Source organism: Streptomyces sp. YKOK-I1, from assembly GCF_054660435.1.
Genome location: NZ_BAAGDR010000001.1, coordinates 4107073 through 4126590 on the forward strand (window position 1 = coordinate 4107073; position 19518 = coordinate 4126590).

A 19518-nucleotide genomic window follows, 5' to 3' on the forward strand; every position below is an offset into this window, starting at 1 on the left:
CTCAGAAGGTGACGTCGGAACAGGCGTAGAAGGCGTTGCCGGTGTCGGCGATCGTCCAGACCGCGAGGATCACATGACGGCCGGACAGGCCCGACGGGAGCGTGCCGCTGTGCGAGAGGGTGGCGGGCGGACGCTGGCCGTTGTAGGGGACGGTGAGGAACGGGGTGAGGTTGAGGTCGGAGCGGGCCAGGTTGTGGTTCTGGTTCCAGCCCTGCTTGGTGACGTAGTACTTGAAGTCGGTCGTGGCGTGCATCGCGGTGAACTGCCAGCGGAAGGTGTAGCTCTGACCGCCGGTCACCCTGGTGGCCGGCCACGCCCCGCCCGAGGGGGTCTTCGGGCTGTCGAGCTGGGCGAAGCGGGTGTTGTTCGCGGAGCAGATCGATCCGTCGGCCGCCCCTGAGCCCGGGAAGCCCTTCGGACCTTCGACGCTCTGCGGCTCCCACTGGATGTCGCCGCAGTTCGTGACCGTGCCGTTCTGACAGAGCTTCTGCCGGCTGATGGGCAGATCGGTGTAGCCGTGACCGCTCGCGCCGCCGGACGAGAGCACGAAGGCTCCCGCCGTGGTGAGCCCGAGCGCGGCGGCGTACCACTTGGTCTTTTTGCGCATGCTGCCGCTCCTGGAGAACGTGGGGAGTTCACTGAGCCGAGCCGTGCAGGTCTAGACCAAGTCCGAGATTATTGCCGTTTCATGGACATGTCCAGACCAATCACGGGGCCTGTTCCCCGCGGCCCGCCGCGAACGCCACCGTCAGGTCCTTCACCAGCGCCTTGCGCTCGTAGTCGTCCAGCTCCACCAGACCGCGCATGGTCAGCCGGGTCACCGTGTCCTCCACCGAGTCGACCACCGAGGTCAGCACGGTCGCCCGGTGCTGGGCGTCGAGCGCGGCGATCCGGCGCCGGTGCATCGCGGCGGCGACCTCCGGGGCGTACTCGATCCGCAGCGGCTGCACCGAGAACACCTCCACGCCGATCGCGCCCGCGTCCCGCGCGACCCGCCGGGTCAGCGCCTCCCCCGCCGCCTCGACCGACCCCCGGCCCGCCCCCGGCGGCTCCACCGGGATCCGGGCGAGCGCCGCCTCCACGCACTCCCGCAGATACGTCTCGTGGTCCTCGACGCCCAGCGTGGCCCGCGCGGTGTCCCGCACCCGCCACACCACGAGGACGACCACCCGCAGCGCGACCCCGCTGCCGTCGGCCGCGTGCATCGGCTCACTGCGCCAGTGCCGCAGCCGTACGTCGACCTGCCGGCGCAGCAGCAGCGGATTGACCCACAGCAGACCGGTACGGCGGACGGTCCCCCGGTAGCGCCCGAACAGCCCCAGCACCCAGGCCCGCCCGGTCCGCCCCCGCGCCAGCCCCCCGAACCCGAACAGCCCCAGGGCCCCCGCCCCCGCGTACGCCGCCCACTGCGCCGGACCGAGCCCGGCCCCCGCCCACGCGGGCAGCCGCAGCGCCTGCTCCACCAGCGGCGGCAGCACCCCCGCCCACCAGGAGGTCGCCACACAGCCGGCCGCCCCGCAGGCCCCGGCGAGCACCCCGGCCGCACCGGGCAGCACCCGCGCGGCCCGCTCCACCAGGTCAGGGTCGACCTCGGCCTGCGGCCGCGCCTTCGCCGCCACCGGCCGTCTGAGCCGCGGCGGCTCCCCGCTCCGGCTCCCCACCACGCCCGGTCCCACCGCGGCCGGTCCCACCGCGACCGACCGCGGCCCGGCCTCGTCGCGGAACAGCAGATGGACGGGGATCTCGGTGGTCGCCTCGTTCTGGATGAGCCGCCCGCCGCGCGGTGGGTCGTCCGAGGGGTTTCCCGGCTCAGGTTCAGGTGTGGGTGAAGTGGTCTGGTGCATTACGTGCCTCCAGCCTCCGCGCCAGATACGCCATGACAGTGAGTGGACGGCCGGGACGGCCTCCTACGCGAACAGCCGCCGCCAGGTCTCCGGCCCCGGGTAGCCGTCCGCCGCACCGCCGCGCCAGCCCTGGGCCCGCTGGAACGCCTCGACGGCCCGCCGGTCGGCCTCGCCCCAGCGCGGTCCCGGACCCTGGGCGTAGTACCTGCCGAACCCTTTCTGCACGAGCTGCCTCCCCAACTGCGTGACGTACGGGTTGTTCGCCCCCGGCCGGAACACACCCCGGCCCGGAAAGGCCAGGGCGCGCGAGGAGGGAGGCGGGGACGCGGGGGCGGGTGCGGGTGCGGCGGGGGCGATGTCCCGGCCCCCTCCCGTGCTCAGCAGACGCCAGGTCTGGGGACCGGGCAGACCGTCCGCCTGGGCGCCGCGCCAGCCCTGGGCCTGCTGGAACGCCTGGGTGGCCCGGCGGTCCGCCTCCGACCAGCGGGGGCCGGGCCCCGAGACGTAGAAACGGGCCCCGCCGCGCGCCACGAGGAGCCGGCCGAGCTGGGTGACGTACGGGTTGTCCGCCCCGGGACCGAAGAACGACGGGCCGGGGTAGGCCACAGCCGGCCCGGCGCCCCCGGGGACGGCCGACTCCGGACCCGACGCCTCCGTGCCCGACCCCGCCACGAGGCCTTTGTAGCGGTACGGGACATAGCGGTCCGCATGGCTCCAGTAGGCGTAGGGGGTGGCCTGGCGGCGGGCGGTCGGGCGGGTCTGTTCGTAGGCGAGGTAGTAGGTGTGGGTGTAGTCCGTCCAGCCGCCGAAAAGGACGACGTGCGAGCCTTTCTGCGGGTCGGCCGGATTGTGGAAGAGAAGAATGTCGCCGGGCTGGAGTTCCTCCTTGGAAATACGCGTCCCGTACTGGTCGAGGGTGCCGGTCCACTCGTTTCCGGGCAGCCGCCAGGCCATCGAGACGAAACCCGAGCAATCCTGCCGGTAACCGTCGGACCAATACGCGCTCATGCTGTACGGCACCTGCGCCGCGACCCATTCCCTGGCCCGTCGGATGATCTCCGCGCGGGTCGTCGCCGGGGTCTGCACCGTGGCCGTCGGCTGAGCGGGCCGCCCGCCCGGACCGTGCAGCGGCGCCTTGCCGCCCTGAGGAGTGTCGGGCTCGTCACCTGCGGGAATCACCGGCCGAGCGGGGCCCTGCGGGGCGGCGAGGGCGGGTACGGCGTGACCGGCGCCGAGCGTCGCGGCCGCCGCGGTGGCGACGACGAGGGTGCGCCGGGCGGCCGGGTGACCGCCGAACCGGGAGGACCCCCACGCGGGCGAACAGGGATTCACCCGGCGCCAGTGCGCGCATCCGGGGCAGTCGCAGTCACTCGCGGGATCGAATTCCTCGAATACCGGAGTCTCCATGCGATTCCCCTCACACTCCAGATGGAAATGTCCGCGGCTGTGCACGTCCGCCAGTTTCTCAACTGTCCTCCCGGCGCGCATGCTGACGGTCCGAATGATGTACAGCGGCCCGGTGGGGAGGATGGCCGGGACGGGGTGGTCAAGGACACCCTCCGGCGTCCTGTAGAGTTGCGACGTCAGCAGGCGCCGCTAGCTCAGTTGGTTAGAGCAGCTGACTCTTAATCAGCGGGTCCGGGGTTCGAGTCCCTGGCGGCGCACAGACGGCAGAGGCCCCTCGCGGAAGCGGGGGGCCTTTCGCGTGGCGCCGTCGAAGGCCGCCGTGATCAGCGGGCGAGCCCCAGCGCGTACTCGGGCCACCACGTGCCCGCCTTCGGACCCCCCTTGCACTCCCCGTCCGACTCCCCCGGACCCTTCACCCACAGGTAGGCGTCCACCAGAGGGTCGGCCGTCCTCGTGGTCGGCGGGGCGCCCAGGGCCCGGCCCGGGGGGTTGCACCAGCGTTCCGCCGGGTCGCCCGCACGGTAGGGGCCGTTGCCGTTGCGGCTGGTGTCGACGACGAAGTGCTTGCCGCCGACCGCGGCGGAGAGCCGTCTGCCGTACGCCAGGGAGTCCCCGGTGGAGTAGAAGTTGGCGACATTGACCGCGAAGCCGTCGGCCCGGGCCACGCCCGCCCGCAGCAGCGCCCGGTCCATCCCGTCCGTCCGGCCCCGGCCCGCGTTGCCCGCGTCCAGGTAGACCTTGGTGTTCTCGAGGGACTTGAGGGTGGCGACCGCGCCGTCCAGGAGGGCGTAGCGCTCCTCGCGCAGGGCGGCCGGGGTGCAGCCGTCGACCAGGTGGAGGAGCGCGTCGGGCTCCACGACGACGAGCGCGGCGCGGTCGGCGATGCCCCGGGCCACCGCGGCGATCCAGGCGCGGTAGGCGGCGCCGTCCGCCGCGCCGCCCCGGGAGTACTGGCCGCAGTCGCGGTACGGGATGTCGTAGAGGACGAGCAGCGGGACGCGGCCCGCCCGCTCGGCGGCCTCGGTGACACCGCGGGCCCGCGCCTCCGGCTCCGCACCGCCGAGCCACTCCCCGGTCGCCCGCCCGGCGATCCGCCCGACCGCCGCCGCCTCGGCCTCCCTGCCCTGGCTCTCGTACACGGCGAACTGCCGGGCGGCCGGACTGCCCGGGTCGGCCCAGAAGGGGTCGTCGACGGCCGGGGCCTCCGCGGACACGGCGCCTCCAGTCCCGCCCGCTCCACTCCCGCCCGCTCCGGGGGCGGTGTTCCCACGGGGCGCGCCTCCCGTCACGCCGGCCCCGGGGGCGACGCCCCCGGACACGGCCTCCCTGGCCGTGGCCTCCCCGGCCCCGGTTCCCCCGGCCGTGCTCGTCCCGGTCCCGGTTGCCCCGGTCCCGCTCGTCCCGGCCGCACTCGTCCCGGTCCCGCTCGTCCCAGTCTCAGCCGCCCCGGCCGCGCTCTCCCCAGCCCCGATCGTCCCAGTCTCGGTCGTCCCAGCCGCGCTCGTCCCCGCCGCACTCGTCCCGGTCCCGGTTGCCCCCGCCGCGCTCTCCCCGGTCCCGGCGCCTCCGTGGGCGCCGGACTCGGTGGCGTCGCCTCCCGGCCTGCCCGGGGTGCATCCCGTGCCCGTGAGCAGCAGGACCGCGCCCAGCAGGGCCGTGGCCCCCCTCCTGACGTCCATCCGGATCCCCCTCGCGCGCTCAGGTGCGGCCGGTCAGGTACGCCGACACGATCACGTTCGCCGTGTAGCTGCGGCTCACCCGGTCGAAGGTGCCGCCGCAGGTGATCAGACGGAGTTCGGCGCGGTCCGCCTGCCGGGTGCCGTAGGCCTGGCGGGCGTCGAAGTCGGCACGCTGGACGACCTCGACCTCGTCCACGGTGAACTCGGCGACCCTGCCGTCGTCGCGGACCACCCGGATCGTCTCGCCCGCCCGCATGGTGCTGAGCTTGTAGAAGACGGCGGGGCGGGTCTCGGTGTCGACGTGCCCGACCATCAGGGCGGTGCCCTTGGCACCGGGTTTCACACCGGCCGCGTACCAGCCGACGACGCCCGCCTGGTCGAACGGCGGCGGGTCGATGCCGCCCTCGGCGTCCAGGCCCCGCGCGACGACCGGGGCCTGAACGCCCAGCTCGGGGATGTCGATGCGCTGGGGCAGCGCGGAGGTGAGCGGCGTGGCGGCGGGCGGCAGATCGGCGTCCGCCGGGCGGCCCACGGCGGCCACGTCACCCGTGGTCGGCGCGGACGCCCCCGGCCGTACGTCGGTCACCTCACGCCCCCACAGCCACAGCCCGAGCAGCAGCACCGCCCAGGCCACTCCGGTGACCAGACGGCCGGAGGAGCGTTCGGGGTCGGCCATGGCTCAGCCCGTCCCGCGGCTCCGGCGGGCGGCACGCGTGGCCCGGGCGCCCCGGTACGCCACCACGGCCGCCGCCACGCCCGCCAGCACCAGCCCGGTGACGGTCTGCGCCGTACCGGGGCCCTCCACCCGGGCCTCGTCGGCGGCGGCGAGCGGCGCGGTGCCGCCCCCGCCCGCGTGCACGGGGGCGATCGGGGAGGCGGGGGTGTCGCCGGGGACCGTCGGCCGCAGGGGCGACGGCGACGGCTTCCGGCCCGACGCCACGACCGTGATCCGGCCCTTCACCTGGAAGTCGACGCAGGTGATCCGTACGTCGTAGGTGCCGGCCGTGGTCGAGGAGCGGACCTGGGTCTCGCCGACGAGGGTGCCGCCCGTGCCGACCAGGTGGGCGTCGGCGACGAAGGCCGTCGAGGCCGCGGTGGCGGTCTTCCCGCCGCAGCCGCTGACCTTCAGGACGACCTCGGCGCCGGGTGTCGGGGTCTCGGGCGTCACGGAGACGCTGCCGCCCTTGCCGCCGCCGTCCTCGGCGAAGGCGTGGGCCGTGGGAAGGAGTACCGCGGCGGCGGCCGCGGCACCCGCACAGAGCGTGACTTTCAGTGAACTCATCGTGAACCTCCAGCTATCTGGAGACTCCCCCGCGGAGACCCGGTGCGCATCCTCTGGCGGGGTCTCACTGCTCCGTACGGGTGGGTCGGGGCGCCGACCGGGTTTCAGGTGTCTCAGATCCGGTCGACGAGGTCCGCGATCGAGTCGACGATCTTCGAGGGGCGGTACGGGAAGTTCTCCACCTGCTCGGGCCGGGTCAGACCGGTGAGCACGAGGAAGGTCTGCATCCCGGCCTCCATGCCGGCCAGCACGTCGGTGTCCATGCGGTCGCCGATCATCGCGCTGGTCTCGGAGTGCGCGCCGATCGCGTTGAGGCCGGTGCGCATCATCAGCGGGTTCGGCTTGCCGGCGAAGTACGGCTGCTTGCCGGTCGCCTTGGTGATCAGCGCGGCGACGGCCCCGGTGGCCGGGAGGGGGCCCTCGGTGGAGGGGCCGGTCTCGTCGGGGTTGGTGCAGATGAACCGGGCGCCGTCGTTGATCAGCCGGACCGCCTTGGTCATGGCCTCGAAGGAGTAGGTGCGGGTCTCGCCGAGGACCACGTAGTCGGGCTCGTGGTCGGTGAGGATGTAGCCGATGTCGTGCAGGGCGGTGGTGAGGCCGGCCTCGCCGATGACGTACGCCGTGCCGCCCGGCCGCTGGTCGTCCAGGAACTGGGCGGTGGCGAGGGCCGAGGTCCAGATGTTGTCGATGGGCACGTCCAGGCCCATGCGCCGGAGCCGGGCGTGCAGGTCGCGCGGGGTGTAGATGGAGTTGTTGGTCAGGACCAGGAACGGCCTGCCGGACTCGCGCAGCTTCTTCAGGAAGGCGTCGGCTCCGGGGATCGGGACGCCCTCGTGGATGAGCACACCGTCCATGTCGGTGAGCCACGACTCGATGGGCTTGCGGTCTGCCATGTGCGGGATCTCCTGCCGTGCGCGGATGCGGCCCCAGCCTAATCACCGCCCGATCTTGAGGGAATGCCCGGAATCGGAACATCCGGGGACGGGGACCACAGCGGCTCAGTTGCGGCGGCGGGCGAGCAGCAGGGCGATGCCGGCGGCGACGAAGCAGGCGGTGGCGGCGAGGAGGGCGGAGGTCGAGCCGAAGCCGCTGCGGGCGAGCTCGGCGGCCTCGTCGGCGAGGGAGGGGGTGCCGGTGGCGCGGGGAGGGAGGGAGGAGTCGGAGGGGGGAGGGGCGGGGGTGGTCCCGGGCGCGGTCGCGGCGGCGCTCCCGGTGGGCGCCTCGCTCGCGGGAGCCCCGGTCTCGGGCGCGGCGCTCTCCCGGGGCTCGCCCTCGACGGTGAACCGGTAGTCGTTCGACTGTCCGATCCAGTCGCCGTCGTCGCCGTGCCGCTGGACGAGCGCCGCGTTGGCGGTGATGTCGTCGGGCGCGGTGTCCGAGGTGAGCGCGAGCCGTACCTCGACGGTGAGGGTCTCGCGGGGGGCGACCGTGAAGCCGGGGAAGGCGCCGGGTTCCCCGTCGGGCCCGTCGGTGAAGGCGCCGACCAGTTCGTCCTCGTCGGTCGTCTCGAAGCGGACGGGATGCGGCCGGCCGTCCGCGTAGAAGTCCAGCTGCGGCTGGCCGGGCTGCAGGGCGCGCCCGGAGTCGACGAGCACGACGACCGGGTGGATCCCGGCGCAGGTGCGGTCGGTGGTGTTGGTGAGGTCGAGGTACCAGGTGCCGTAGCCGCCGCCCGCCCGGTAGGAGCCCGGGCCGCCGTGCAGCCGGGTGGTGAGGGGGAACGCGGCGGCGTCGGAACCGGCGCAGGACGCGCCGTCCTCGGCGTGCGCGGGCACGGCGAGCAGGGCTGCGGTCGCGGCGGCGACGGCGGCTGCGGTCGCGGCACGGCGGAGGGCGTCGGGCGTGGACACTCGCATGGTCATGTGAGCCTGCCGGGCGGGCGGGGGCGGGGGACGCCGACACGGCCGTACGACTATGCGATGGTCGGGTTTTTCACCCCTTCGGTGCAGCGCTCGGCGCTGCACCTCGCTGCACCTCGCTGCACCTCGCTGCGGCGCCCGGTGGCGTGTGTCGCCGTGGGCGCCCTCAGCCGTCCCCCCGTCCGAACACCGGCGCGAGCAGGAGCTGGGCCGCTCCGTCGGCGACCGCCCGGTCCCCGCCCGGGGCGAGCCGCACCGGCACGGCGCCCTCGGGCGAGCCCTCGCGACGCGCGCGGTCGGCGAGCACCGAGGTGACCCCGCGGACGAAGGGCCCCGGTGCCGCCGTGACGGTCCGGCCGCCCAGCAGGACGAGGTCGATGTCGAGCAGCCCCACGAGGTTGGAGGCGCCCTCGCCGAGCACCCGGGCGGCCTCGCTCACGTCGCCCTTGCCGATGGCCGCGAGGCACAGCGCCTCGACGCAGCCCCGGTTCCCGCACGAGCAGTGCAGCCCGTCCATCTGGATGACCTGGTGGCCGAACTCGCCGGCGCCGGTGCGCGCGCCCCGGTGCACGGTCCCGCCGATCACCAGCCCGGCCCCGAGTCCCGTACCGAGGTGGAGGTAGGCGAAGGAGCCGCGCTCGCCGCCGACGGCGAGTCCGAGGGCGGCGGCGTTGGTGTCCTTGTCGACGACGACCGGCACGCCGAGGCGGTCGGCGAGGGCGTCGCGCAGGGGGAAGCCGTCCCACTCCGGGAAGCCGGTGACACGGTGGAGCACCCCGTGGACGTGGTCGAGCGGGCCGGGCAGCGCCACCCCGACGCCGAGCGGCGAACCGCTCGCGGCATGCCCCAGCTCCCCGGCCTCCCGCACCACCGTCTCCAGGACCGCCTCGGCGCCCGCGCCCAGGTCCAGCGGCACCCGCCGCTCCCCCACCACGCTCCCGTCGAGATCGGTCAGCACGGCCCGCAGTTCGTCGCGGTCCAGATGGACGCCGACGGCGTGCCCGGCGCCCGGGACCAGACGCAGCAGGGTGCGCGGTTTACCACCGGTCGAGGCGCGCTGGCCCGCCTCCGCCGCGAATCCCTCCTCCCGCAGCCGGGCGGTGATCTTGCTGACGGCCTGCGGGGTGAGTCCGGTGCGGTCGGCCAGCTCCAGCCTGCTGATGCCGTCCCGGCCGGCCACCCGCAGCAGGTCCAGTACCAGCGCGGCGTTGTGGTTGCGCAGGTCCGGCAGGTTCACGCCGGCCGTGCGCCCGCTTCCGTTCGTCCCGTTCACCCCTCCATTCTCCTCCCTGCTTGCACTTTGGCAACAGCGTTGCGAAAGTGGGTCCCATGACTGGACGCAAGACTGGCGAGACCCCGGTGCGCGTGGGCCTGATCGGCTACGGCCTCGCGGGCTCGGTCTTCCACGCCCCGCTGATCGCCGCCACCGAGGGCCTGACCCTGGACACGGTGGTCACCTCGAACCCCGAGCGGCAGGACCAGGCCCGCACCGAGTTCCCGGACGTACGGCTCACCGCCACCGCCGAGGAGCTGCTCGCCCGCGCCGACGAGCTGGACCTGGTCGTCGTCGCGTCCCCGAACCGCACGCACGTCCCGCTGGCCACGGCCGCCCTGAAGGCGGGCCTGGCCGTCGTCGTGGACAAGCCGGTCGCCGGCACCGCCGCCGAGGCGCGCGGGCTGGCCGCCCTCGCCGACGAGCGGGGCCTGCTCCTCTCCGTCTTCCAGAACCGCCGCTGGGACAACGACTTCCTGACCCTGCGCGCCCTGCTGGCCGACGGCGAGCTGGGGGACGTACGACGGTTCGAGTCCCGCTTCGAGCGGTGGCGGCCGCAGCCGAAGGGCGGCTGGCGGGAGTCCGGCGACCCCGCAGAGATCGGAGGTCTGCTGTACGACCTCGGCAGCCATGTCGTCGACCAGGCACTGACGCTGTTCGGCCCCGCCGCCTCCGTGTACGCCGAGGCGGACGTCCGCCGCCCCGGCGCGGAGACCGACGACGACACCTTCATCGCGCTCACCCACACGAGCGGGGTCCGCTCCCACCTCCACGTCTCCGCCACCACCCCCCAACTCGGCCCGCGCCTGCGGGTACTGGGCTCGACGGCGGGCTATGTGAAGTACGGCCTGGACCCGCAGGAGGCGGCGCTGCGCGAGGGCGGACGCCCCGGCCCCGGCTGGGGCGAGGAACCCGAGGAGCTGTGGGGCCGCGTCGGCGCCGGGGAATCTCCCCTGACCGGCGGCGGACGACCCGTACGGACCCTCCCCGGGGACTATCCCGCCTACTACGCTGCGGTGGCCAAGGCACTGATCGACGGCGGACCCAATCCGGTGACCGCCGTCGAGGCGGCCGCCGCCCTCGACGTCCTGGAGGCGGCCCGCCGTTCGGCACGAGACGGAGTGGCGGTGACGCTGTCATGAGCACCCACGAGCTGACCCCGAAGTTCACCCCGGAGATCACCCCGAGCCTGGAGGAGCTCCAGGCGCAGGAACGACGGCTGGTCTTCCGCCAGTTCACCCACGAGGACGCGTGGGCGCTCGGCTCGCTCCTGGTGGAGATGGCCCGTGAGCGCGAGGCCCCGCTGGCGGTCGACATCCACCGCTCCGGCCAGCAGCTCTTCCACGCGGCCCTGCCCGGCTCCACCCCCGACAACGACGCCTGGATCGACCGCAAGCGCCGCGTGGTGGAACGCTTCGGCGCCTCCTCCTACCTGGTGGGCACCCGCTACCGCGCCAGGGGCACGACGTTCGAGGAGTCCTCCCGCCTCGACCTGGACACGTACGCGGCCCACGGCGGCTCCTTCCCCGTCACCGTGGAGGGAGTGGGAGTGGTGGGCGCGGTGACGGTGTCGGGCCTGCCCCAGCTGGAGGACCACCGTTTCGTGGTCGAGGCCCTGGAACGGTTCCTGGAGAAGTACCTGTAGGCGAGGCGCCTTCTTCTCGGGGGCGCGGGGAACTGCGCGATCAGCCACAACCGGACCGCAGCCGGCGTACCACCGCGGTTCCCCGGCCCCCGAAGCGGAGCGCTCAGGCGTCCTTGAACTCCTGCCGCTGCCTGCCCAAGCCGGAGATCTCCAACTCCACGACATCCCCGGCCCGCAGGAACGGCTTCGGCTCGGGCGCGCCCAGCGCGACCCCCGCCGGCGTCCCCGTGTTGATCACGTCCCCGGGGTAGAGCGTCATGAACTGGCTGACGTACCGCACGACCTCCCCCACGGGAAAGATCTGCTCGGCCGTGGTCCCGTCCTGCTTCAGCTCCCCGTTGACCCACAGCCGCAGCGACAGCCCCTGCGGATCACCGATCTCGTCGGCGGTCACCAGCCACGGCCCCAGGGGGTTGAACGTCTCGCAGTTCTTCCCCTTGTCCCAGGTCCCGCCCCGCTCGATCTGGAACTCCCGCTCGGACACGTCGTGCGCCACCGCGTACCCGGCGACATGCGCGAGCCCCTCCTCGGCCGACTCCAGATAGCGGGCCGTACGCCCGACGACGACGGCCAGCTCCACCTCCCAGTCGGTCTTGGCGGACCCGCGGGGGACGAGCACGGTGTCGTACGGCCCGACGACCGTGTCCGCCGCCTTGAAGAAGATCACGGGCTCGGCCGGCGGCTCGGCGCCGGTCTCCCGGGCGTGGTCGTGGTAGTTCAGCCCGATGCACACGATCTTGCCGATCCGGCCCAGCGGCGGCCCGATCCGCAGCCCGGTCGCGTCGAGTTCGGGCAACTCGCCGGCCTCGGCGGCCGCGCGGATCCGGCCGAGCGCGGCGGCGTCGGCGAGCAGCGCGCCGTCGATGTCGTCCACGACACCCGACAGGTCCCGCAGGGTTGCGTCGGCATCGAGCAGCGCGGGACGCTCCGCGCCCGCCGTACCGACTCGCAGCAGCTTCATGATCACCATCTCCGGGTGCAGCCATCGGATGACTGGTCGATCCTCCAAGCTGGGCGTGCGCTCCGCAATACCCGGTTCACGTACTGGACCGTCACCAGGCTCACCGGTAGAGCACCGCTCGCTCGACCGCGCTCCACGTCGTGCTGGTGATGACGTACAGCGCGGCGGCGAGCGGGACGACGGCCACGGTGACCAGGGTGAAGAAGGACAGGAACGGCATGACCTTGGTGATCGCGCCGACGCCCGGCACGTCCTGGCCGGTGCCGGTCTCGGGCAGCGGGACCCGCCTGGCCCGCAGGAAGTTGACCGTGGCGACGGCCGCGACGACGGCGAACAGCGCCAGGTACACCAGTCCGGCCGGCCCGAACGGCCCGTCGCCGCCCAGCGCGTCGGCCCAGCGGTCGCCGAGGGGCGCGGCGAGGAGCCGATGGCCGAGCAGGGCGTTGGTCTCGCCACCGATCGAGGTGCTGGAGAAGAGGTGGTAGAGGAGGAAGAAGGCGGGCGCCTGACAGAGGCTGGGCAGCAGCCCGGACAGCGGCGACACCTTTTCCTCGGCGTGCAGGTCGAGCACCGCCCGCTGGAGCTTCTCGGGGTGGCGCGCGTGCTTCCTGCGCAGCTCGGCGATCCTCGGCTGGAGCGCCGCCCGGGCCTTCTGGCCACGGGCCGCCGCCCTGGACAGGGGATGGACGAGGAGTCGTACGGCAGCCGTGAACAGGACGATCGCGGCGGCCGCCGCAGCGGCGCCGAACAGCGGCTGGAGCAGGTCGGCGAGGTGCTCGACCAGGGTGGCGAAAACGGACATGGGTGAGGAGCCCTCCGGGGGTCTCGTCGTGCCGGAACTGCGGAAAAGGGCGGCATGACGACCCGCGCGGGGCCACGGGGAGAAGAAGGACGTGCCCTACGCGGCGGTCGCCGTGAGGGCACGGCCGGGGGCTCGGGGGCGGGGCCGGCCGGAGGCGTCCGGATCGCGTTGCGGCAGGAAGGCCGTGCGCCGGGCGCGGTCCCTGATGGCCGTGCGCACCCGGGTGGGCGGTACGGCGGGCGCGCTGCGGGACGCGACCAGGGCGCAGACCGCGAACGCGGAGGAGGCGGCGGCGGTCGCGGCGAGCGCGACGGCGGCCGAGAGACTGCCGGTGTCGAGGAGGAGGACGTCGAGGACGAGGAAGAGGAGCAGGGGCGCGGAGCGCGCGGTGAGCCGCTTGCGGATCACGTTCCCCCCTCCGTGGATGTTCTCGGATCTTACGGCTGACCGGTCTCGATCGGTTCCAGCAGCCGCTTGGGCTTCAGGAGCGCGCGGCTGACCGGGTCGGCCGGATCGGGATCGAGCGCCGGACCCGGCACCATGAGGACGTCCGGGACCGGTACCGGGGTTCCGCACACGGGGCATTCGCCGTAGGGGCCGAGTTCGGTACGGCACGCGGCGTGCTCGAAGACGCGCAGCCGGGCCTCGCCGTAGTGCTCGCGGCCCCACAGGCCGAGGGAGCGCAGGGTGGGCCACAGGGCGATACCGCGGTCGGTGACGACGTACTCGTCACGCGGCGGGGACTCCTGGTAGCGGCGCTTCTCCAGGACGCCCTCGGCGGTGAGCGCCTGGAGGCGGGCGGCCAGGACGGCGCGCGGGATGCCGAGGTGGACGAGGAAGTCGTTGTAGCGCCGGACGCCGTAGAGCGCGTCGCGGACGACGAGGAGCGTCCAGCGCTCACCGACGACCTCCAGCGCCCGGGCAGCCATGGGCTCGGGAGCCCAGCAGACCCTGCGGTACGTCGGGTCCTGCGCCGGGGTGGCCCTGACCATCGCCCTGGTCACCGGTACGGGCGGCGGACCCGCCCGGGGCGCGGACGTGGCGATGGCGGTGTCGGCGGGGCTGGCGGTGCTGGGGGCGGTACTGGTGGGGATCGCGCACCGGACGGGCGGGGCGCGGGCGGCGTGACCCCTGCCCCTTCCCCCAACCCGCCGCTTGTATCAAGGGTTTGACACAAGAAGCCGCTCCCGGCATCTTGTACTCACCACTTGATACAAGCATTCCACCGGGGGACGACATGATCGACACCGTCACGCCCGACAGACTCCTGGCCCGTGCCGACCTCTGCGCCCGCTGGGCCGGGCTCGCGCTCGGGGCGGCGGTCGCCCAGGGGCTGGCCACGATGGACAGCGACGACATGGCCATGCCGTTCGTGGCCGCCGTCACCGCCTTCGGACTGTGCGCGGTGGGCGGGGTCCTGCTCGGCGACTCCCTCACCCCCGCCCCGCAGGACCGGGTCCGCAGGGCCGCCCTCTCCCCGCGCCGGGTCCGCGACCACGTACCGCCCCGGATGGCCCGGCTGCTCCTCCTGCAGTCGGCGTTCCTCGTCCTGCTGCTGACGGTCGGGGTCGCCGCGGCCGACGCCGACCGCGCGGGCCACAACGGCCGGGCCCTCGCCGTCACCTGCGCCGTGGGCCTGACCCGCCGGCTCACCCCCTGGCCGGGCCTCTACTACGCCACCCCGGTCCTGATCTCCGTCACCCTCGGCACCGCCGCCTGCGCCTGGGCCCTGCGCCGCATCGCCCACCGCCCCGGCGAGAACCGACAGCGCCACGACCGCAGTTGGGCGATCACCGCGGCCTGGGGCCTGCTCGTCTCCAGCCAGCTGCTGCTGGTCCTGGGAATGATCGGCAGGGTGCTGTTCTACTCGCGGTGCGCCGGCATGCTGGGCAACGTCACCGCCCTGGTGATCTACCCGCTGGGCCTGCTGAGCCTGTTCGCCCTCGGCTGGTCCGTGTTCACCATCGTGGTCCCCCGGGCCGTCGACGATGAGTGAGGCCGCCGTCCGGGTCGACACGACCAGCCAGGTTCCGCCGTACGAGCAGATCCGCGCACAGCTCGCCACCCTGATCCTCACCGGCCGGCTGACCGAGGGCGAACGCCTGCCGACCGTACGGCAGCTCGCCGCCGACCTCGGCCTCGCGCCCGGCACCGTGGCCCGCGCCTACCGCGAACTGGAGGCCGCCGAACTGATCCGCACCCGGCGCGGCGCCGGCACCCGCGTCGCGGCCCTCCCCACCGGGCCTGTCCGCTTCGACCCCGCCCAACTCGCCGCCCTGACCCGCGACTTCACCGCGGCGGCCCGGGCCCTGGGCGCGGGCACGGAGGCGATCCTGACGGCGGTGCGGGAGGCGCTGGGGAGGGAGGGTCGAGGGTGACCCTCACGCAGGGGGGTCACCGGCTGGCCTCCGTTTGCCGTGCGGGAAGGCTCAGGGAGAAGACCGAACCCGCGCCGGGTTCGCTGGCCGCCTCGGCCGTACCGCCGTGGGCGGCCATGAGCTGACGGACGATGGCGAGACCCAGGCCGCTGCCCCCGGTGCGGCGGCTGCGGGACTTCTCCGCGCGCCAGAACCGGTCGAAGACATGCGGCAGCTCCTCGGGGGCGATACCGCTGCCGGTGTCGGCGACGTCGAAGACGACCCGCTCGTCCCGCGAGTCGTACCGGGCGTCCCGGGCTCTCTCCCGCCGCGCGGTCAGGGTGATCGTGCCGCCGGCCGGGGTGTGGCGGATCGCGTTGGAGACCAGGTTGCCCAGCGCCTGCCGCATCCGGACGGGGTCGGCCTCCAGCCAGACGGCGTCCTCGGCCTTCGTCAGCAGGACGACCCCGGCCGTGGCCGCGGCGACCCGGTGCGCGGCGGCGACCTGGGCGAGCAGCTCGTCGGCGCGCACGGCTTCGGGGTGCAGCCGGAGCGTGCCCGCGTCGGCGGACGCGAGGTCCTGGAGGTCGTCGATGACGCGCTGGAGCAGCAGCGCCTCTTCGTGCAGGGAGTCGAGCAGATCCGGGTCCGGGTCGACCATGCCGTCCCGGGTGACCTCCAGCCAGCCGCGGATGTTGGTGAGCGGGGTGCGCAGTTCATGGGCGATGTCGCTGATCAGCGCCTTGCGCTGGGTCTCCAGCCGCTCCCGCCGGTCGGCGAGGTCGTTGAACGCCTCCGCCAGCACGCCGGTCTCGTCGCGCGTGGTGACGGGGACCCGCAGGTGCAGCTCGGGCGGCTGCTGGGCGGCCCGGGTCAGCGCGCGCAGCGGTCGGACGAGCCGGGTGGCGACCACCGCGGTCACCGCCACGGTGAGGGCGAGGACCAGACCGGCCGCACCGACGACCTTGGCCTTGTTGGCCGGTGACATGTCGAAGCGCGGCGCGCCGGTGTCCCCCGTCCCGAGGAACAGCTCGGCCGCCGGGGCGATGTACGGGTCGAGCTGGGCGCGGAACGCCCTGTCCACACACCCCTGCGCCGCCCGGCCGTCGGCGGTGTCCTGCCGGTCGTCGTACTTCTCGTAGACGGCCCGTGGCCGCAGGGTCCGCTCCCAGGGGCTGAACCTGACGAACAGGGGCGAGTCGAGCTTCACCTGCTCCTGGTCCGCACAGGACTGGGCCGCCTGCGTCAGCGCGTCCACGGCCTTCTTCTCCGTGGGCGTCTGCACATAGAAACTGTCGCCGACGCAGTGCTGCGAGTCGTTGCCGGTGACGGTCTCCCCCTCCTCGTCGATGAGCAGCGGACGCCCGGTGGACGTCTGGGTGAGCGTGCTCCGCACGCCGTCAAGGGTCAGGCACCGCTGCTGCTTCTCGGCCAGCGCCCGCAACTTGGCGCGCTCACCGGCCGTCAGCCGGAACGGCCCGACGGCCCGTGGATCGATGCCGCTGTTCTGCGCGCCGGGGTCGGTGAAGGTGTCGGTGTGCAGGGGGTCGACGGTGGCCGCCGCCCGGGGCGGCAACGAGGTGCCGTCCGCGGCGGAGTCGACGATGACCGTGCGGTCCACGGTGGTCAGGGCGATACGCCGGCCCGTCTTCGCGGACAGGGCGCGCACGGTGCCCTCGACCCCGCTCCAGTCGGCATGGGTGGCGGCGTACCCGCTGAGGCGCTGGAGAATGTCCATGTCGTCGGCGAGGACCTGCCCCTGTTCCTCGCGCAGGGCGCGGGTGGTGGTCTGGACGGCCAGCCAGGCGGTCGCCGCGACCGAGCACACGGCGATGAGGACCGAGGTGATCAGCAGCCGTACGAGGAGACGCTTGTGCAGCGGGACGCCCCGGCTCACGCGCGGTCCCCGCTGAGTTTGTAGCCCACCCCGAAGACGGTCAGCAGCCGGGCGGGTCTGCGCGGGTCCCGCTCGGTCTTCTTGCGCAGGTTCATGATGTGCACATCGATCGCCCGCTCGGTGGAGGCCCGGTCGATCCCCCGGGTGCACTGCAACAACTGCCGCCGGGAGAAGACCCGTTCGGGTTCGGAGGCCATGGCGAGGAGGATCTCGTACTCGGCCGGGGTCACCTCGACGAGCACACCGTCGCAGCGCACCTCGTGCCGCAGGAGATCGATGGAGACCCCCGCAGCCCGCACGACGGGGTCCTCGCTCCGGCCCGCGGCGCGCTCGCTGCGCCGCAGGACCGTGCGGATCCGGGCCATCAGCTCGCGCGGGCTGTAGGGCTTGGTCATGTAGTCGTCCGCGCCGATCTCCAGGCCGAGCAGCACATCGTCCTCGGTGGAGCGGGCGGTCAGCATGAGCACGGGGATGTCGTCGTCGCGGCGCAGCTCCCGGCAGACCGCGTACCCGTCGACGACCGGCAGCATCAGATCCAGCACGACGAGGTCGGGCCGGAGCCTGCGCGCCGAGGCGAGCGCGGCCGAACCGTCGTGGACGACGGCTGCGGTATGCCCCTCCTTCAGGAGGGAACGGCGTATCAGTTCCGCCTGCTTCTCGTCGTCCTCGGCCACCAGCACATATGCGCACACGCGGCCGATGCTAGGCGGACGGAGGTGCGAGCAGGCGGGACGAAGAGCCTTTGGAGAGGCTTCCCACATGCTCACGGCTTCCTGACATTCCTGTGCCGTGTCCTTCCCGCCCGGGCTCCTCAGCGGCTGAGCGAGGCGGCGTCGCCCATGACGACGACGGGGTCCAGGTCGGGGTCGAGCGCGCGCAGCAGCTCTTTCATACGGTCCTCGCGCAGGCTGACACAGCCGTGCGTGGGGCCGCCGTGGTCGACGTGCAACCATATGCCGCCGCCGCGGCCGGTGCCGAGCGGCCGGGTCGGGTCCAGGGGTGAAGTGCCCGGCGTGCGGTTGTAGTTGATGGCGATCACATAGTCGAAGGAGCCCGCCAGCGGCTCGCCCTCGAAGCCCGTGCCGGACACGGTGAAGCTGCCCGAGCGGTCGTACGGCAGCCGGGACCCGGGGTCGGGGAGCAGCCCGCCGGCGTCCGTGAGGCCGAAGACACCGATGGGTGAGCGCAGGTCACCGGCCATGTGGTGATCGCTCCACCCGTCGCGGGCGTTGTGCGCGGCCCAGCTCGCCCCGGCCCGCCAGCCGTCGTCGGTGCGCGTGTACAGCACCACGGTGGACTGCGACGAGTTCTCGTCCTGCCCGGTCACGACGACGGCCTGCCGGGTCTCGGACGGCACCTCGGCCAGGGTCTTGGGGCCGAGGCCCGGAAGCTCCTGCGGCAGTTGCCGCTCCACCGTCTTCGGGGCGTCCTGGAGGGAGACCTCGGGCAGGGACGACGGTGTGCTCGGCGGTGCGCTCCGCGCGGGTGCGGTCGACGCGTGGGCGGGGGCGGCCTCGGCACCGCCGCCGCAGCCGGTGAGCAGGAGCGACGCGGTCAGGACGGCGACCGGAAGGCACAGCGCCGCAGGTCGCGGGGCAAGGTGGCGGATGGACCTGATCATGCTTCGACCCTGACCGACACCTATGAGGAACTGGTCAGGTTCTGGTGCGCGTTCAGTCCCGGGGACGGGCCGACAGCAGCTTCCCCCACACCACCAGCCGGTAGCGCGAGGTGTATTCGGGGGTGCAGGTGGTGAGGGTGAGGTAGTGGCCGGGGAGGGTGTAGCCGTAGGCGGGCTCGGTCAGGGAGCGGGGCACGGGCCGGATGACTCCCGAGTCGCGGGGTGAGGTCCGCGGCAGGATCTTGTCGACGGTGTAGGTGTAGGTCGTGTTCCTCGTCTCCACCTCCACCGTGTCGCCCTTCTTGAGGCGGTCGAGGTGACGGAAGGGTTCACCGTGGGTGTTGCGATGCCCGGCGAGCGCGAAGTTGCCTGCCTGGCCCGGCTGTTGGGTGTGGGTGTAGTGGCCGACGTACCCCTTGTTGAGGACCTTCTGCTTGTCGGTGCCCTCGGCGACCGGAACGCGGAGACCCAGGCGGGGGATACGGAGGACGGCGTAGGCCTGGGAGGCGCGGGGGGACGTACCGGAGGAGGCCTTCGTGGCGCCGTCGGACCGCCCGCCCCCACCGTCGGAGCCCGGGGCGCCAGGGGTGGTGCCGCCGCTGCCGCCGCCGGTCCCGGTGCCGGCGGTGTCCCCGGGCCTCCCCCACTCCCGCTCCAGCGCCTCCACCTTCCGCTCGGCGCCCTCCCGCGCCTCCCGGTTGGTCCACCACAGCTGATGGGCGACGAGCAGAAGCACCAGCACACCGGCCGTCACCAGAAGTTCCGCTCCGCTCCAGAGCACCCGCCGGTACCGGGCACGCCGTCGCAGGGAGCTGTGCTGTACGAGGGGAATCCGCACGCTGCGCACCATCGGGGCACCATAAGGCCGTACGGACAAGGTCTCCAGACCCG

The 19518-nt window shown here is 73.5% G+C and carries 21 protein-coding genes, 1 tRNA gene and 1 pseudogene; 6 read left to right on the forward strand and 17 right to left on the reverse strand.

Going from position 1 to position 19518, the window contains the following annotated elements:
- Nucleotide 1: 1 nt before the first annotated feature.
- The 3 genes from ACYQ8Q_RS17830 to ACYQ8Q_RS17840 form a co-directional block, all read right to left on the reverse strand.
- Nucleotides 2–607, reverse strand: a complete 606-nt coding sequence (locus ACYQ8Q_RS17830; RefSeq protein WP_460066081.1) for a lytic polysaccharide monooxygenase auxiliary activity family 9 protein — start codon at nt 605–607, stop codon at nt 2–4.
- A gap of 100 nt (nt 608–707) precedes the next feature.
- Complete coding sequence (locus tag ACYQ8Q_RS17835; RefSeq protein ID WP_460066082.1) at nt 708–1844, reverse strand: SPFH domain-containing protein; 1137 nt, start codon at nt 1842–1844, stop codon at nt 708–710.
- A gap of 63 nt (nt 1845–1907) precedes the next feature.
- Nucleotides 1908–3251, reverse strand: coding sequence for a peptidoglycan-binding protein (locus ACYQ8Q_RS17840; RefSeq protein ID WP_460066084.1), 1344 nt, complete (start codon nt 3249–3251; stop codon nt 1908–1910).
- Between the two features lie 183 nt (nt 3252–3434).
- On the opposite strand from ACYQ8Q_RS17840, the gene ACYQ8Q_RS17845 reads away from it, so the two are divergent.
- Nucleotides 3435–3508: transfer RNA gene (locus ACYQ8Q_RS17845), tRNA-Lys, on the forward strand.
- A gap of 66 nt (nt 3509–3574) precedes the next feature.
- On the opposite strand, the gene ACYQ8Q_RS17850 is transcribed toward ACYQ8Q_RS17845, so the two are convergent.
- The 6 genes from ACYQ8Q_RS17850 to ACYQ8Q_RS17875 form a co-directional block, all read right to left on the reverse strand.
- Nucleotides 3575–4570, reverse strand: a complete 996-nt coding sequence (locus tag ACYQ8Q_RS17850) for a glycoside hydrolase family 6 protein (protein ID WP_460066085.1) — start codon at nt 4568–4570, stop codon at nt 3575–3577.
- Between the two features lie 379 nt (nt 4571–4949).
- Nucleotides 4950–5606, reverse strand: a complete 657-nt coding sequence (locus ACYQ8Q_RS17855) for a class F sortase (RefSeq protein WP_460066086.1) — start codon at nt 5604–5606, stop codon at nt 4950–4952.
- 3 nt (nt 5607–5609) lie between these two features.
- Nucleotides 5610–6212 (reverse strand): hypothetical protein, encoded by a 603-nt coding sequence (locus ACYQ8Q_RS17860; RefSeq protein WP_460066089.1) that lies wholly within the window; start codon nt 6210–6212, stop codon nt 5610–5612.
- A 113-nt stretch (nt 6213–6325) separates the two neighbouring features.
- Nucleotides 6326–7105, reverse strand: a complete 780-nt coding sequence (locus ACYQ8Q_RS17865) for an HAD-IIA family hydrolase (protein ID WP_460066091.1) — start codon at nt 7103–7105, stop codon at nt 6326–6328.
- 105 nt (nt 7106–7210) lie between these two features.
- On the reverse strand, nt 7211–8074 hold the full coding sequence (locus ACYQ8Q_RS17870; protein ID WP_460066094.1) for a hypothetical protein: 864 nt from the start codon (nt 8072–8074) through the stop codon (nt 7211–7213).
- 163 nt (nt 8075–8237) lie between these two features.
- A complete protein-coding gene (locus ACYQ8Q_RS17875; RefSeq protein ID WP_460066097.1) occupies nt 8238–9344 on the reverse strand; it encodes an ROK family transcriptional regulator in 1107 nt (368 codons plus the stop codon).
- A 56-nt stretch (nt 9345–9400) separates the two neighbouring features.
- Here ACYQ8Q_RS17875 and ACYQ8Q_RS17880 point away from each other — a divergent pair, with 56 nt between their 5' ends.
- Nucleotides 9401–10486 (forward strand): Gfo/Idh/MocA family protein, encoded by a 1086-nt coding sequence (locus tag ACYQ8Q_RS17880; protein ID WP_460066100.1) that lies wholly within the window; start codon nt 9401–9403, stop codon nt 10484–10486.
- Complete coding sequence (locus tag ACYQ8Q_RS17885; RefSeq protein ID WP_460066102.1) at nt 10483–10989, forward strand: heme-degrading domain-containing protein; 507 nt, start codon at nt 10483–10485, stop codon at nt 10987–10989. Before ACYQ8Q_RS17880 ends, ACYQ8Q_RS17885 begins: the two co-directional genes overlap by 4 nt.
- Nucleotides 10990–11092: 103 nt before the next feature.
- Here ACYQ8Q_RS17885 and ACYQ8Q_RS17890 read toward each other — a convergent pair whose 3' ends face one another.
- From ACYQ8Q_RS17890 to ACYQ8Q_RS17905, 4 genes are all read right to left on the reverse strand, one after another.
- Nucleotides 11093–11950: a fumarylacetoacetate hydrolase family protein gene (locus tag ACYQ8Q_RS17890; protein WP_460066106.1), complete on the reverse strand. Its 858-nt coding sequence runs from the start codon at nt 11948–11950 to the stop codon at nt 11093–11095.
- Nucleotides 11951–12050: 100 nt separating this feature from the next.
- A complete protein-coding gene (locus tag ACYQ8Q_RS17895) occupies nt 12051–12752 on the reverse strand; it encodes a YidC/Oxa1 family membrane protein insertase (protein ID WP_460066108.1) in 702 nt (233 codons plus the stop codon).
- Nucleotides 12753–12848: 96 nt separating this feature from the next.
- Entirely contained in the window at nt 12849–13160 is a 312-nt protein-coding gene (locus tag ACYQ8Q_RS17900; RefSeq protein WP_460066110.1) for a DUF6412 domain-containing protein, read from the reverse strand.
- A 29-nt stretch (nt 13161–13189) separates the two neighbouring features.
- Nucleotides 13190–13681: a winged helix-turn-helix transcriptional regulator gene (locus tag ACYQ8Q_RS17905; RefSeq protein WP_460066111.1), complete on the reverse strand. Its 492-nt coding sequence runs from the start codon at nt 13679–13681 to the stop codon at nt 13190–13192.
- Between ACYQ8Q_RS17905 and ACYQ8Q_RS17910 the strand changes: the two are divergent.
- From ACYQ8Q_RS17910 to ACYQ8Q_RS17920, 3 genes and pseudogenes are all read left to right on the forward strand, one after another.
- Nucleotides 13665–13880, forward strand: a pseudogene (locus ACYQ8Q_RS17910) (MFS transporter); the annotation flags it as partial. The gene ACYQ8Q_RS17905 and the pseudogene ACYQ8Q_RS17910 overlap by 17 nt on opposite strands.
- A gap of 109 nt (nt 13881–13989) precedes the next feature.
- On the forward strand, nt 13990–14748 hold the full coding sequence (locus ACYQ8Q_RS17915; protein WP_460066113.1) for a hypothetical protein: 759 nt from the start codon (nt 13990–13992) through the stop codon (nt 14746–14748).
- Nucleotides 14741–15130, forward strand: coding sequence for a GntR family transcriptional regulator (locus ACYQ8Q_RS17920; protein ID WP_460066115.1), 390 nt, complete (start codon nt 14741–14743; stop codon nt 15128–15130). Before ACYQ8Q_RS17915 ends, ACYQ8Q_RS17920 begins: the two co-directional genes overlap by 8 nt.
- A 16-nt stretch (nt 15131–15146) precedes the next feature.
- Here the strand turns inward: ACYQ8Q_RS17920 and ACYQ8Q_RS17925 are convergent, their stop codons facing one another.
- The 4 genes from ACYQ8Q_RS17925 to ACYQ8Q_RS17940 form a co-directional block, all read right to left on the reverse strand.
- On the reverse strand, nt 15147–17006 hold the full coding sequence (locus tag ACYQ8Q_RS17925; protein WP_460066116.1) for a sensor histidine kinase: 1860 nt from the start codon (nt 17004–17006) through the stop codon (nt 15147–15149).
- On the reverse strand, nt 17003–17698 hold the full coding sequence (locus ACYQ8Q_RS17930) for a response regulator (protein ID WP_460066117.1): 696 nt from the start codon (nt 17696–17698) through the stop codon (nt 17003–17005). Before ACYQ8Q_RS17930 ends, ACYQ8Q_RS17925 begins: the two co-directional genes overlap by 4 nt.
- Nucleotides 17699–17817: 119 nt before the next feature.
- Complete coding sequence (locus tag ACYQ8Q_RS17935) at nt 17818–18627, reverse strand: L,D-transpeptidase family protein (protein ID WP_460066118.1); 810 nt, start codon at nt 18625–18627, stop codon at nt 17818–17820.
- A 52-nt stretch (nt 18628–18679) separates the two neighbouring features.
- Nucleotides 18680–19477 carry a class E sortase gene (locus tag ACYQ8Q_RS17940; protein ID WP_460066120.1) on the reverse strand — a complete coding sequence of 266 codons (798 nt, stop codon included), beginning with the start codon at nt 19475–19477 and terminating at the stop codon, nt 18680–18682.
- Nucleotides 19478–19518: the final 41 nt, after the last annotated feature.

Excerpts from the sequence above, each read along its gene's own strand:
- ACYQ8Q_RS17890 (WP_460066106.1), bottom strand. The coding sequence starts at position 11,950 with ATGAAGCTGCTGCGAGTCGGTACGGCGGGCGCGGAGCGTCCCGCGCTG.
- ACYQ8Q_RS17940 (WP_460066120.1), bottom strand. The coding sequence starts at position 19,477 with ATGGTGCGCAGCGTGCGGATTCCCCTCGTACAGCACAGCTCCCTGCGA.
- ACYQ8Q_RS17840 (WP_460066084.1), bottom strand. The coding sequence starts at position 3,251 with ATGGAGACTCCGGTATTCGAGGAATTCGATCCCGCGAGTGACTGCGAC.
- ACYQ8Q_RS17855 (WP_460066086.1), bottom strand. The coding sequence starts at position 5,606 with ATGGCCGACCCCGAACGCTCCTCCGGCCGTCTGGTCACCGGAGTGGCC.
- ACYQ8Q_RS17860 (WP_460066089.1), bottom strand. The coding sequence starts at position 6,212 with ATGAGTTCACTGAAAGTCACGCTCTGTGCGGGTGCCGCGGCCGCCGCC.
- ACYQ8Q_RS17830 (WP_460066081.1), bottom strand. The coding sequence starts at position 607 with ATGCGCAAAAAGACCAAGTGGTACGCCGCCGCGCTCGGGCTCACCACG.
- ACYQ8Q_RS17880 (WP_460066100.1), top strand. The coding sequence starts at position 9,401 with ATGACTGGACGCAAGACTGGCGAGACCCCGGTGCGCGTGGGCCTGATC.
- ACYQ8Q_RS17915 (WP_460066113.1), top strand. The coding sequence starts at position 13,990 with ATGATCGACACCGTCACGCCCGACAGACTCCTGGCCCGTGCCGACCTC.
- ACYQ8Q_RS17885 (WP_460066102.1), top strand. The coding sequence starts at position 10,483 with ATGAGCACCCACGAGCTGACCCCGAAGTTCACCCCGGAGATCACCCCG.
- ACYQ8Q_RS17935 (WP_460066118.1), bottom strand. The coding sequence starts at position 18,627 with ATGATCAGGTCCATCCGCCACCTTGCCCCGCGACCTGCGGCGCTGTGC.
- ACYQ8Q_RS17870 (WP_460066094.1), bottom strand. The coding sequence starts at position 8,074 with ATGACCATGCGAGTGTCCACGCCCGACGCCCTCCGCCGTGCCGCGACC.
- ACYQ8Q_RS17920 (WP_460066115.1), top strand. The coding sequence starts at position 14,741 with ATGAGTGAGGCCGCCGTCCGGGTCGACACGACCAGCCAGGTTCCGCCG.
- ACYQ8Q_RS17865 (WP_460066091.1), bottom strand. The coding sequence starts at position 7,105 with ATGGCAGACCGCAAGCCCATCGAGTCGTGGCTCACCGACATGGACGGT.
- ACYQ8Q_RS17905 (WP_460066111.1), bottom strand. The coding sequence starts at position 13,681 with ATGGCTGCCCGGGCGCTGGAGGTCGTCGGTGAGCGCTGGACGCTCCTC.
- ACYQ8Q_RS17835 (WP_460066082.1), bottom strand. The coding sequence starts at position 1,844 with ATGCACCAGACCACTTCACCCACACCTGAACCTGAGCCGGGAAACCCC.
- ACYQ8Q_RS17895 (WP_460066108.1), bottom strand. The coding sequence starts at position 12,752 with ATGTCCGTTTTCGCCACCCTGGTCGAGCACCTCGCCGACCTGCTCCAG.